Source organism: Flavobacterium sp., assembly GCF_027484205.1.
GTDB lineage: Bacteria > Bacteroidota > Bacteroidia > Flavobacteriales > Flavobacteriaceae > Flavobacterium.
The window spans coordinates 29039-41838 of the sequence record NZ_JAIXUB010000025.1; the positions used below are offsets into that span (position 1 = coordinate 29039).

General features: G+C 36.1%; 11 protein-coding genes. All 11 read right to left on the minus strand.

What is annotated here, in order from left to right:
- Positions 1-12: 12 nt before the first annotated feature.
- The 11 genes from Q0049_RS12635 to pcaF all read right to left on the minus strand — a co-directional run bounded on the left by Q0049_RS12635 (position 13) and on the right by pcaF (position 12688).
- The gene (locus Q0049_RS12635) at positions 13-489 is read right to left on the minus strand and encodes a hypothetical protein (RefSeq protein WP_298120349.1); all 477 of its coding nucleotides are present in this window, start codon (positions 487-489) and stop codon (positions 13-15) included.
- 11 nt (positions 490-500) lie between these two features.
- Positions 501-923 carry a hypothetical protein gene (locus Q0049_RS12640; RefSeq protein ID WP_298120352.1) on the minus strand — a complete coding sequence of 141 codons (423 nt, stop codon included), beginning with the start codon at positions 921-923 and terminating at the stop codon, positions 501-503.
- Between the two features lie 17 nt (positions 924-940).
- Positions 941-1672: a DJ-1/PfpI family protein gene (locus Q0049_RS12645; protein WP_298120355.1), complete on the minus strand. Its 732-nt coding sequence runs from the start codon at positions 1670-1672 to the stop codon at positions 941-943.
- Between the two features lie 247 nt (positions 1673-1919).
- Positions 1920-3965 carry a thiamine pyrophosphate-dependent enzyme gene (locus Q0049_RS12650; RefSeq protein ID WP_298120357.1) on the minus strand — a complete coding sequence of 682 codons (2046 nt, stop codon included), beginning with the start codon at positions 3963-3965 and terminating at the stop codon, positions 1920-1922.
- Between the two features lie 14 nt (positions 3966-3979).
- Positions 3980-4852: a hypothetical protein gene (locus Q0049_RS12655; RefSeq protein WP_298120360.1), complete on the minus strand. Its 873-nt coding sequence runs from the start codon at positions 4850-4852 to the stop codon at positions 3980-3982.
- Positions 4853-4856: 4 nt separating this feature from the next.
- Positions 4857-5924 carry a branched-chain amino acid aminotransferase gene (locus tag Q0049_RS12660; RefSeq protein WP_366941676.1) on the minus strand — a complete coding sequence of 356 codons (1068 nt, stop codon included), beginning with the start codon at positions 5922-5924 and terminating at the stop codon, positions 4857-4859.
- Positions 5925-5928: 4 nt separating this feature from the next.
- The gene (locus Q0049_RS12665; protein WP_298120361.1) at positions 5929-7212 is read right to left on the minus strand and encodes a dihydrolipoamide acetyltransferase family protein; all 1284 of its coding nucleotides are present in this window, start codon (positions 7210-7212) and stop codon (positions 5929-5931) included.
- Positions 7213-7262: 50 nt separating this feature from the next.
- Positions 7263-7859 (minus strand): transferase hexapeptide repeat family protein, encoded by a 597-nt coding sequence (locus Q0049_RS12670; protein ID WP_298120362.1) that lies wholly within the window; start codon positions 7857-7859, stop codon positions 7263-7265.
- 79 nt (positions 7860-7938) lie between these two features.
- A complete protein-coding gene (locus Q0049_RS12675; RefSeq protein WP_298120363.1) occupies positions 7939-8688 on the minus strand; it encodes an enoyl-CoA hydratase/isomerase family protein in 750 nt (249 codons plus the stop codon).
- Positions 8689-8901: 213 nt separating this feature from the next.
- Positions 8902-11397, minus strand: coding sequence for a phenylacetic acid degradation bifunctional protein PaaZ (gene paaZ, locus Q0049_RS12680; protein ID WP_298120364.1), 2496 nt, complete (start codon positions 11395-11397; stop codon positions 8902-8904).
- Between the two features lie 82 nt (positions 11398-11479).
- Positions 11480-12688, minus strand: a complete 1209-nt coding sequence (gene pcaF / locus Q0049_RS12685) for a 3-oxoadipyl-CoA thiolase (RefSeq protein ID WP_298120365.1) — start codon at positions 12686-12688, stop codon at positions 11480-11482.
- Positions 12689-12800: the final 112 nt, after the last annotated feature.

Here is a 12800-nt window from a genome sequence, read left to right on the forward strand (position 1 = left end):
AATTTTAAAATATTAGTTAGTGTGTTTTTGTTTTAAGATTGGAAATTGAAATGATGAAAAGCTAGAAATTAACGATCCCGAAATAATAAAAAGCATTCCTAAAATGATTATTTTGTTGTTTTCAGGAAGAAAAGAACGTCCGATAAGTAGAAAAATTACTCCAATGGTGCTTACATAAAAAGGTGTGAAATTGTGGTTTTTTTTACTTTTTTTAAATTGCATAAAAAGATGAAGTCCTAAAAACCCAAGTAATATTGGAAACAACCAACCCATGTATGGAAGTTGTGATAAACCTAAACTGCCAAACATACTCATGTAAACTGCCCAACAAACGGGACACTTTGGAAAAAAAGCTATTAGAATACTTAAAACTGAAGTTCTAATTATTTTAAAAGTTGAATTGAGTTTTGAGTTTTCTTCTTTCTTTTGTGGCTGATTATTTTCTTTGCAGCAACAACAATCTTGTGTTTGTGAATTTGAATTGCTCATAGTTTTATTTTTTAAGGTTGTTGTACAGCATAAAACGAACAAACAACACCTGCAGGACTTGTTCCTCCTTGTCCATCGGGATGCGAAATTGCTCTTGTGACTGTTCCAACTAATGTTGGAATTTGATTTTCACCATTTGGAATAAAAGGCGTGACATAACATAAGTAATCGTATATCCACAGCGAACCATTTACGATTCCTTTACCTTCAAACCAAAGTGTTGCTGGATTTCCATTTTGGATTGATCCTTTCAAAACAAGTTCCCAACCGGTATCGTAGATTTTACCAGTTAATGAACCATCTGAATGAGTTTCGATACTGAGATTTCCTCTTCCAAATTCGAGTGAATTGAAATCAACTGTTAAATCGGGAGAATTAAGTAAACTCCTGTAAGTCCATATACCCGAACCAAGGTTTTTAGCATTTTGTTTCATATAAATTTGGGTTTTAATTATACTAATTTTTCAACAGCTTGAACCATCACTTGAGTGTATTCCATTCCAGATTCAGTAAGTTCTTTTGTAATATTTTCGGGCGCATGAGCTGGATCACCAGAATTTGTTGATGGTTTTGGTTGGTATTGAATGAAAAGCTGAGTCATTTCGGCCACTTCTTTTCCTTTGATTTTCCGAACAATTTCCAATGATAAATCTATAGAAGATGAAATTCCTCCTCCAGTGAAAATTTTATTTTTATCATCAAATAAAAAACGTGGATAACCTTCTGGAATTTTTAAATTATAGGATGAAGCCAACAGTTTTAATGTTGGAATTTGCGACCAATAAGTAGTTGCTAAAGAGTTTTTTAAAATTCCGGCTGCTGCTAAAATAAAAGCACCAGTACAAACAGAACCATTCCACAAAGTTGTTTTAGAAGTTTTGAAAATAAAGTCTAATAATTCTTTATTTTGCATTGCTGCAGGAACACCATCTAAAGTTGAATTTAAGGAAGATTGAGCGCTTCCGCCAGGAATAAAAAGAATGTCAACTGGAGGACAATTTTTAAAATTGTAGTTAGGAATTACAGTAACACCTTCACTAGTTACAATTTTTTCTTCGTTAGAAATCCAAATAGGTTGAAATCCAAATGGTGCACCAAAGACCTGAGTTGCTCCGGCAAAATCCATCAATGTACATTGTTGATATAACGGAATACCTACAATTAAGTTTGCTTCTGATGACATAATTACTTTATAATTACTTGAATCTTAGTTGATTTCAATAAAACAAAGTAAATTATTCTGTCTTGAATGGTTTAGCGTAAATATACCTGATTTTGTAAAAAAACTAATTTATCGATGAACTACATCATTTGAACAAAAAGAAGTATCATCCATGAAAAAAGCAAGTTTAACTAATCAAAAGATTAAATAGTTAAACTTGCTTTTCAATAAAGATTAGTATCTAATAAATTAAAAATTTGATTTATTTCTAATAATTCAAAAGTTCCTCCATCTTAGCTTTCACTTTATCCACATTCGGAATCATTGTAAACTCCAATGTACTATTCAATGGAATTGCTGGCATATTTTCTGAACCAATTACCATTACTGGAGCATCAAGATATTTGAAGCTATTTTCTTGAATCAATCCGGCCAAACTTCTTGCGAAAGAATTGTTAGTTGGTTCTTCGGTTACAACAAGACATTTTTTAGCTTTTTTTACCGATTTGAAAATCGCCTCTTCATCTAATGGATATAACGTTCGCAAATCAATAATTTCAACTTGATTTTTCATCGTTACTGAAGCATTCAAAGCCCAATGAACTCCCATTCCGTATGTTATAACGGTTATGGTTTCATCGGTTTCTTGTTCCCAAATTTCTTGAACAATATTGGCTTTTCCGAAAGGTAAAATGTATTCTTCACTCGGTTCGTTAACTCTTGCAGCATCTGTTCCTTTTACTTTGCTCCAATACAAACCTTTATGCTCTAAAATCACTATTGGATTTGGGTCGTAATAAGCAGCTTTCAACAATCCTTTTAAGTCGGCACCATTACTTGGATAGGCAATTTTTATTCCTCGAATATTAGTCAGAACACTTTCTACAGACGACGAATGATATGGTCCACCACTTCCGTAAGCACCAATTGGAACACGCAAAATCATGCTCACAGGCCATTTTCCGTTAGACAAATAACAGGAGCGACTGACTTCGGTAAACAACTGGTTCAATCCTGGCCAAATGTAATCGGCAAACTGCACTTCAACAATTGGTTTTAAACCAACAGCCGACATTCCTACAGTAGAACCAACAATAAATGCTTCTTGAATTGGTGTATTAAAAACACGTTCGTCTCCAAATTTTTGTGCTAACGTTGCTGCTTCACGGAAAACGCCACCTAATCTTCCACCAACGTCTTGTCCGTACAACAAACATTCTTGGTGCTTTTTCATTAATTCTTCTACAGCAAAAAGTGCGCAATCCACCATTACGACTTTATCTTCACGTTCCGGATTTCGTTCGCCAACTTCTTCAATGATTGGAGTTGGAGCAAAATCGTGAGTGAATAAATCTTCTGGAGTTGGATCTTCTGCTAATTGTGCTTTATCAAAGTCGGCTTGCACTTTGGCTACAGCCGTATTTTCTATAGTTTGAATTTCTTCTTTGGTAAATCCAGCTTCCAATAATTGTTCTATCAAAACTGGAAATGGATCACGTGATTGCGCTTCTTCCAAATCGTCACGATACCATTCCATTCGAACTCCAGATGTGTGATGATTCAATAACGGAACTTTTGCGTGAACTAGAAACGGACGACGTTCTTCACGAATGGTTTTTACCACTTTTTGAACCGCTAAATAACTTTCTGTAAAATTCGCGCCATCGATAGAAATAGCTTCAATTCCGTGAAAACCTTTAGCGTATTCAAACGCATTTTGAGCACGAGTTTCCGCCGCATTTGCCGAAATATCCCAACCGTTATCTTGCACTAAATACAAAATTGGAAGTTGTTTCAACGCTGCCATTTGCAAGGCTTCAGCAATTTCTCCTTCGGTAACTGAAGCGTCACCAAGCGAACAAACTACGATTGGTTTCTCTTGATTGTTATCTTGAATTCCAATATTTTCTTTATACCAAAATCCCATCGCTGCGCCAGTTGCTGGAATAGCTTGCATACCTGTAGCCGATGATTGATGTGGGATTTTAGGTTTATCATCATCTTTCAAACTCGGATGACAATAATACGTTCGTCCGCCTGAAAACGGATCGTCTTTTTTTGCCATTAATTGCAACATCAAATCGTAAGGTTGCATCCCGATTCCAAGCATCATAGCATCATCACGATAATACGGAAACGCATAATCTTGTGGTAACAATTGCATCGCCATCGCAATTTGAATCGCTTCATGTCCGCGTGAAGTTGCATGTACGTATTTGGAAACTATTTTAAAATTATCTTCATACAAGGTTGCCATAGCTTTGGCAGTTGCCATTGTTGAAAATGCTTTTTCTAGTGTTTTTTTGTCTAACATTTATTTAGAAAAATTTAGTCTTTATACTTTTTTACATTGTACTTGAAAGCTTTTCTGGAGTCAAATTTATTTTCAATTGAAATTAATTTTCCTTTTTTCCATCTTTCTAGTTTATTTGGAGTTCCATCATCGTTATAAAACAACTGTATAAAAACTGGTTTGTCATATTCAAAACATCCAACTTGTTTTACATTTCCATTTTCATAATATTCATAGCAAATTCCATGTTTATTTCCATCAATTAAAATTTGTACTGTTTTTAAAAAACCATTTGGATAATATTCTTTATAACTTTCATACTCATGACCATCTTCTTTTTCTTCAACAACTGTTTCACTTTTATAGTTCCCATCTTCGTGAAATTCAACTGTTCTTATAGTTTTATATCGTTTTCCTTTGATGATTTTTTTGTCGTAATAAATAATTTGTTGAAGAGTTTTATTTTCAGTGTATTCCTGAGATATATTCAAATCTCCTGCATCATAAAAATCTATAGTTGAAATTGTACCATTCTCAAAATAGTAATAAAAATTTCCTTGTTCAATTCCACAAAAATAATTAGTTGTGCTTTTTAACTTACCATCTTCGTAATAGTTTTTCCATTCACCATTTCTTTTTCCAAAACTGATACTATCTTTTTTGCTTCCCACACCACAACCAAGTCTAAAAACAGATCTATTATTAAATTTATAATCGCAATTCTTATAGTATCCTTCTCCTTTTAAAATACCATTTGCATAATATTCTTTATAAAGACTATCAAAAGTATTATTAACAACAAATCCCTCATATTGAATATTACCATTATCATATCTTTTCACAATTCTTTCTTGAGAAAAGACATGATAAAATGACATAACAAATACTATTAAAAATATTCTTTTCATTGAATTACTTTGCTTCTACAATCCAACCGAATTCGTCTTTAATATCTTGAACTTTAATTGCATTCAATGTATCATTTACCATTACCGAAACGGGATTTTTATCTGGAAATTGAATTGATAAATCATTGTTTCCAATTTCTTCTATCATGGCAATTCCTACTGCTGTTCCTGTTCCGAATGCTTCTTCTAAAGTTCCGATTTTTGCCGCATCTATAATTTCTGAAATACTAACTGGTCTTTCGGTTACTTCAAAACCTTTACTTCTTAATAAATCGATTACACTCATTCGGGTAATTCCAGATAAAATTGAACCCGTCAGACTTGGAGTAATGAATTTTCCATCAATTTTGAAGAAAATATTCATTGTTCCCACTTCTTGAATGTATTTAAAATCTTGAGCATCTAACCATAAAACTTGATCAAAACCTTTCGCTTTAGCATATTCTGTTGGACGAATGGCTGCTGCATAATTTCCGGCCGCTTTGGCTTCTCCAGTTCCACCATTTACGGCACGAACGTACTTTTTCTCGGCATACAACTTGATTTTTCTGCTAAAAAATGGTCCAGCTGGCGATGCCATAACGATGAATTTAAAACTAGTTGCTGCACGCATTCCAATAAACGCTTCATCAGCATACATAAACGGACGTAAGTACAAAGCGCTTCCAGTTGATTTTGGAATCCAATTTTTCTCTAAAGCGGTGAATTGTTTCAAAGCCTCTACAAATAAATCTTCTGGAAATAATGGCATTCCCATTCTGTCTGCGCTAAAATTCATTCGCTTTGCATTTTCATCAGGGCGAAATAATAATGGCGTTCCATCTTTCCCTAAAGTTGCTTTCATTCCTTCAAAAATTGCTTGACCGTAATGTAAAGCCATTGCTGCAGGATGCGTTGGAATTAATGCCAAAGGTTCAATTCTTGGATTTTGCCATTCGCCATTTTCATAATCACAAATAAACATATGATCGGTGAAATTGGTTCCCATTGTGATGTTTTCAAGATTCACTTCTGAAACTCTTGATTGTGAAACTTTAGTTATTTTAATTGTTTGTGTCATTACTGTTTCCATAATGTTATATAGTTGTGTTTGCGTCAAATTGTTCTAAATAATCGCCTACTTTTCGTAAGAATGAACCACCTAAAAATCCGTCCACTACTCTATGGTCGAAGGATAAAGAAAGATACATCATACTTCTGATTGCGATTTCGTCACCTTTTTCTGTTGTAATGACTTCAGGACGTTTTTTAATAATTCCGATTGCTAAAATGGCAACTTCAGGTTGGTTGATAATTGGTGTTCCCATCAAACTTCCAAAAGTTCCTACGTTAGAAATCGTAAACGTACTTCCTTGAATTTGTTCGGGTTTTAATTTGTTATTTCTAGAAGCTTCCGCCAAAGTATTTACATCTTTTGCTAAAGCGACCAAATCTTTTTCGTTGGCATTTTTCACTACAGGAACGATTAAATTTCCTGATGGTAATGCGGTTGCCATTCCGATATTGATGTCGTTGTGAACGATAATATTTTTCTCATCTACTGAAACATTAATCATTGGGAAATCAGCTACGGCTTTTGCTACAGCTTGAACAAAAACTGGTGTAAACGTTAATTTCTCGTTGTGTTTTTGTTGAAATTTGTCTTTATTTTCGTTTCTCCAATTCACTAAATTTGTAACATCTACTTCAATATAAGAAGTTACGTGAGGTGAAGTTTGCTTAGAATACACCATATGATCGGCAATCATCTTGCGCATTCTGTCCATTTCTACAATTCGGTCTTTTCCTTCTACGAAATTGATTTTTGGTTTTGGATAAGAAGAAGGTTGCGAGTTGTGAGTTTCGAGTTTCGGGTTACTTTTCAAAGGATATTTCCGATTTTTTAAATAATTGAAAACATCGCTTTTTTGTAATCTTCCTTCTGCTCCAGAACCCGGAATGGTTTGTAATTCTTCAATTGAAAGGTTTTCTTTTTGAGCGATAGAAATGATTAAAGGACTTAAAAAGTTGTCGGTTGTAAGTTGTCGGTTGTTGATTTTTGGTTGTTGTACTTCGACTGTACTCGGTTTTACAATACTTTTTTCAACAACTTCTTGCTTCTGACTTCTTGCTTCTTGAACTCCTTCGGAATCTATCAAAGCCAAAACGGTTCCAACTTCAACGACGTCATCTTTCTGAAAACGAATTTCAGTGATTATTCCAGAAACAGGCGCAGGAACATCACTATCGACTTTATCGGTAGCGACTTCTAGAATGGTTTCTTCAGCTTCCACAAAATCACCTACGTTTTTCAACCAACTGATTATTGTTGCTTCGGAAATACTCTCACCCATTTTGGGCATTTTGAATTCTGTTATCATTTTAATATTTTTTTGCCACGAAGACGCAAAGTCTCAAAGTTTTTATTTTTTTATTTCTTTTTAAATTCATTTAACGTAGCATAAAACGCTTCTTGTGTTGGACGATTATCTGGAATTTCTCTTAATGGCTCAACTGCTTTAAATGTTTCGTAACATTCCTTTGGCAATTGTTGGTACAAAGCAGTTCCTTTTGTTTTCCAATCAATCATTTCATCAGAAACATCTTTTATAATTGTGGCTGGATTTCCAACGACCATTTTACGATTCGGGATTTGTATTCCGGCTTTTATGAAACTTAATGCACCGATAATACATTCGTCACCAACAGTTACATCATCCATAATTACAGCGTTCATTCCGACTAAACAATTTTTACCAATATTTGCGCCGTGAATAATTGCGCCGTGACCTATGTGCGCTCCAGCTTTCAATACCATTGATTTCCCAGGAAACATATGAATCGTGCAATTTTCTTGAACATTACAGCCGTCTTCAATAATGATTTCGCCCCAATCTCCACGAATAGCAGCTCCTGGACCAACGTAAACATTTTTTCCAATAATCACATTACCCGTAACCGCTGCTTGCGGATGGATGAAACTACTTTCGTGTATTACTGGGATGAACCCTTTGAATTCGTAAATCATTTATTTAGGTTTTAGGTAGGTGGCTTTAGGTGGTAGGATGGGGATTTAACCTAATACCTATCACCTAAGGCCTACCTCCTTATTTAAACTTTTTTAGTGTTTCTTTTGTAAAATCTGACAATACTAATCGTCCGCTTATTGCTGCTCTTTCGGCTAGTAAATTATCCCAATCTTCGGTGCCTCGCCAAAAGACTTTTTTCATTTCGAGCATGGCTTCTGGATTGTAGGTACACAAATGTTCGGCGAATTTCTGAATGGCTTCGTCCATTTCTTCGATATTTTCAAATACTTGTGCAAACAATCCTTTTTCTTTTGCCCACGTTGCTTCATAAAATGTATTGGCGTCGATTGCGATTTGTGACATTGCTGAAACTCCGATTTTTCTTTCGATGGCTGGCGAAACTACAAATGGTCCAATTCCGACGTTTAGTTCGGATAATTTTATGGCTGCAAATTTTGTTGCCATACAATAATCGGTTGATGCTGCAATTCCTACTCCGCCACCAACGGTTTTTCCTTGAATTCTTCCGATGATGAATTTTGGACATTTTCTCATGGCGTTGATTACGTTTGCAAATCCAGAGAAAAATACTTTTCCGGTTGATGCATCGTTAATAGAAATTAATTCTTGAAAACTCGCTCCAGCACAAAAGGTTCGGTCGCCACCACTTTTTAGGATGATTACTTTTACTTCGTTATTATTTCCAACTTCTGTTATTGTGTTGGCTAATTGTGCTAGAATATTACCAGGTAAAGAGTTTTGCTCGGGATGAAAAAACTCGATGGTGGCGATGTTGTTTTGTATATTTTGTTTTACGTATGCTTCCATATTTTTATTTAACCGCAAAGTCGCGAGGTTTTCGCAAGGTTCGCTATGTTTGTTTCTCGCAAAGACGCTAAGGCGCAAAGCTTTAGTTATTTTTAATATATTTTTTCTTTGTTACTACTTATTCCTAGCCCCGATAGTAGCGGCATCCTTTTTCTTTTTTCTTTAAAAAGAAAAAGATATAGCGGATAGCGGGATTAGCTTCTAATCATTATTTTACAAAATATTAAACTGTTCAAAATGATGATTTAAGTGCTTTCTTTCTAATAGATAAGAAGCGTATTTATTCATTTCTCCGAAAACCATATTCTTTAAAATGGCTTCTGGATTTTCTTTGAAAAAGGTTTTATATTGTTCTCTAGCTTCATAAAATTTGGCCTTGGCAGTTTCAAAATCAGGATGAATTAAATATTCCAATTCGTCTTTTTTCATCGTTGGAAACTTGGTTCCCATTGGGAATTTATCGTAATTATATAACGAATTATGAACCTTGTCCAAAATCTTTTCGGGAGTTGCAATTTCGAAATCTTGAATTTCACCTGACATAATTCTGTAACCTTGCTCCAAATGTTCTAACAAATGCTGTGGCGTTAGAATTCCCCAATTTGGTTTTGCATTTTCGGTTAATTTATTGATGCATTCGGCTACTTTTTCATCAGTCATTTCTACGAAAACCTCTTGTTTTTTCTGAACCATTGTTAGAATTGTTGCTACAGCAACTAACTCATCATTCGTATCAAAAACTTCAACGAACCATTTTACGATTCCGCTTGGATGTTCGGCAGAAGCTACGTCTCTATCGACTTTTTGTTTGCACGTTAATCGCACATAAACCGTGTCGTTGTGGTAAATGGGACGTAAGAAACGACATTCTTCCAATCCGTAATTTGCAGCAACTGGACCTTTATTTGGATACACGAACAAACCTGCTGCTGCTGCTAAAATAAAGTAGCCGTGAGCGGTTCGTTTTTTGAAAATACTTCCGTCAAGCGAAGTGATATCGGTGTGTGCATAGAAATGATCCCAAGTGATGTTGGCAAAATTGATGATGTCAGTATCGGTAACAGTTCTGTTATGTGTTCGCAATGACATTCCGGGTTGAATATCTTCCCAATGGTATTGGAAAGGATGTTGCGTGATTTCTTTGTAAGCCGAATTCGCTTGATAAATTCCTGTGATTTCCGTTAAAGTTGTTGGCGAACCTTGAATGGCGCAACGTTGCATATAATGTTTGATTCCGCGAACGCCACCCATTTCTTCTCCGCCACCAGCACGACCTGGACCACCATGAACCAATAATGGCAATGGCGAACCGTGACCCGTACTTTGTTTGGCGTTTTCACGATTTAAAACTAAAATTCTACCGTGGTGTGATGCTGCGTTTACTACATATTCTTTAGCGATTTCATCTGAATTGGTTACAATTGATGACACTAACGAACCTTTACCCATTTGGGCTAATTCAATAGCTTCGCCAAGATTTTTATAAGGCATAATAGTTGAAACTGGTCCAAAAGCTTCGGTTTCGTGAACGGCTACATTTTGGAATGGATTGTCTTCGCGAAGTAAAATAGGACTCACGAAAGCACCTTTTTCGTCGGCTCCGATGATGTTAGTTTTTTCTAAATCGCCATAAACTATTTTGGCTGATTTTGATAATTCTTGAACACGTCCTTTTAGTACATCGACTTGATCTTTACTTACTAAAGCACCCATTCGGACTTCTTTTAATCTTGGGTCACCAATAGCAACTTTGTCTAACGATGTTGAAAGAGCAGCTTGAACATCGTCCATCAATTTTTCTGGGACAATCATACGGCGAATTGCAGTACATTTTTGTCCGGCTTTTACAGTGATTTCGCTTCGAGCTTGGTTTATGAATAAATCAAACTCTGGAGTTCCTGGAACGGCATCTTCTCCTAAAATAGAAGCATTCAAACTGTCAGCTTCCATCGTAAACGGAACCGATTCTTGTATTAATCTTGGATGTGATTTTAGCAGTCTTCCTGTTGTTGCAGAACCCGTAAACGTAATTACATCTTGGCTTTCAACCGTATCAAAAATGTTTTTAGCAGTTCCTGAAATCAATTGTAATGCGCCTTCTGGCAATAAATTGGATGCAATGATTTCTCTTACTACAGCTTCTGTCAAATAAGCGGTAACTGGTGCTGGCAATACAACAGCTGGCATTCCTGCCATCCAATTACACGCACATTTTTCTAACATTCCCCAAATTGGGAAGTTGAACGCATTGATATGAATGGCAACTCCATTTTTCGGAACCAAAATATGATGCGCCATAAATCGGCCACCTTTGGACAAATCGATTGGATCGCCTTCTACGTGATACGACTGGTTTGGGAATAATTTTCGTAAGGAAGCATTGGCATATAAATTTCCAAATCCGCCTTCTATGTCAATCCACGAATCGACGCGAGTAGCACCAGTTCTGTAACTAATTTCGTAAAAAGCTTCTTTGCGTTTGGTTAAATACATTGCCAAACTTTTAATCATATTGCCTCGTTCTTGGAAGGTCATTTTGCGGAGTTTTTCACCGCCTTTGGTTCTTCCGTAGTGTAAAATGGCTGGAATGTCCAGTCCTTCAACCGAAGTTTCTGCAATGAATTCTCCAGTGACTGCATTAAAAGAAGGTTTTCCTTCTCCAATTGCTGAAGTCCATTTTCCGAGTACGTAATGTTGTGTTTTGTTCATGTTACCAATATGTCGCTCCTACAGAGCTTTTATATTAAAATAAAAATCTTTTCCATTTTTTTCCATTGACTAAAGTCAACGGCTATTCAGCTACACGTTCTATAATTGCGGCGTACCCTTGACCAACGCCAATGCACATTGTTATTAATGCGTATCTTTTTCCTGTTAGTTGTAACTCTAGTGCTGCTGAATAGGCAATTCGTGCTCCGGTTACTCCTAGTGGATGACCAATTGCGATGGCACCACCGTTTGGATTTATTCTTGGATCGTTATCTTTTAATCCTAATTCACGAATGCAAGCGATACTTTGAGCTGCGAAGGCTTCGTTTAATTCTATAATATCGATTTGGTCTAATGTTAAGCCTGCTTTTTCTAATGCTTTTTTAGTAGCTTCTACTGGACCAATTCCCATGATTCTTGGTTCTACTCCTACTACTGATGAACTTACAATTCGAGCCAATGGTTTTAGATTGTATTTTTTTACTGCTTCTTCTGATGCTATAATTGTTGCACAAGCTCCGTCATTTAATCCTGATGCGTTTCCTGCTGTTACACTTCCGTCTTTTTTGAAGGCTGGACGTAATTTTGATAAACCTTCCATTGACGTACTTGGTTTTATGAATTCGTCTTTTGAAAACTGAATTGGATCTCCTTTTCGTTGTGGAATTTCAACCATTACAATTTCTTTGGCTAATCTTCCCGAAGTTTGTGCAGCAGTTGCTTTTTGTTGGCTATTTAAAGCAAACGCATCTTGATCTTCACGAGTAATATTATATTTTTCTACTAGATTTTCGGCTGTTTCACCCATGGCGTCTGTGCCGTACATGGCATGTAGTTTTGGATTGATAAAACGCCATCCGAAACTGGTGTCGTACATTTTAGAATCGGTTCCATAAGCTGATGATGGTTTGGAAACTACTAATGGTCCACGGGTCATGTTTTCTATTCCGCCTGCTATAAAGATGTGTCCGTCGCCTGCTTTAATGGCTCTGTTGGCGTGGATTATAGCTGATAATCCTGAACTACACAAACGATTTACAGTTTCGCCTGGAACGGTGTATGGTAATCCTGCTAATAAAAGTGACATTCTCGCTACATTGCGATTGTCTTCACCGGCTTGATTGGCACAACCCATGATTACGTCGTCGTAGGCATCGGTTGGGATGTTTGGATTTTTTTCTACTACGGATTTGATAACCAAAGCTCCTAAATCATCTGGACGAACCGATGCTAGTGTTCCTTGGTAACTTCCGATTGGAGTTCTTACTCCGTCTATGATGTATGCTTCCATATTTCAGTTGGCAGTTGGCAGTTGGCAGTTTTCAGTTGCTCAACTTTGAACTTATTTTTGTTTTTTATTTTGTTTAACCGCAAAGAGCGCAAAAGATTACGCAAGATTTGCT

Bases quoted from the DNA above. Each gene is read 5' to 3' on its own strand.
- Q0049_RS12660 (WP_366941676.1), bottom strand. From the start codon at position 5,924: ATGGAAACAGTAATGACACAAACAATTAAAATAACTAAAGTTTCACAA.
- pcaF (WP_298120365.1), bottom strand. From the start codon at position 12,688: ATGGAAGCATACATCATAGACGGAGTAAGAACTCCAATCGGAAGTTAC.
- Q0049_RS12665 (WP_298120361.1), bottom strand. From the start codon at position 7,212: ATGATAACAGAATTCAAAATGCCCAAAATGGGTGAGAGTATTTCCGAA.
- Q0049_RS12655 (WP_298120360.1), bottom strand. From the start codon at position 4,852: ATGAAAAGAATATTTTTAATAGTATTTGTTATGTCATTTTATCATGTC.
- Q0049_RS12635 (WP_298120349.1), bottom strand. From the start codon at position 489: ATGAGCAATTCAAATTCACAAACACAAGATTGTTGTTGCTGCAAAGAA.
- Q0049_RS12650 (WP_298120357.1), bottom strand. From the start codon at position 3,965: ATGTTAGACAAAAAAACACTAGAAAAAGCATTTTCAACAATGGCAACT.
- paaZ (WP_298120364.1), bottom strand. From the start codon at position 11,397: ATGAACAAAACACAACATTACGTACTCGGAAAATGGACTTCAGCAATT.
- Q0049_RS12645 (WP_298120355.1), bottom strand. From the start codon at position 1,672: ATGTCATCAGAAGCAAACTTAATTGTAGGTATTCCGTTATATCAACAA.
- Q0049_RS12640 (WP_298120352.1), bottom strand. From the start codon at position 923: ATGAAACAAAATGCTAAAAACCTTGGTTCGGGTATATGGACTTACAGG.
- Q0049_RS12675 (WP_298120363.1), bottom strand. From the start codon at position 8,688: ATGGAAGCATACGTAAAACAAAATATACAAAACAACATCGCCACCATC.
- Q0049_RS12670 (WP_298120362.1), bottom strand. From the start codon at position 7,859: ATGATTTACGAATTCAAAGGGTTCATCCCAGTAATACACGAAAGTAGT.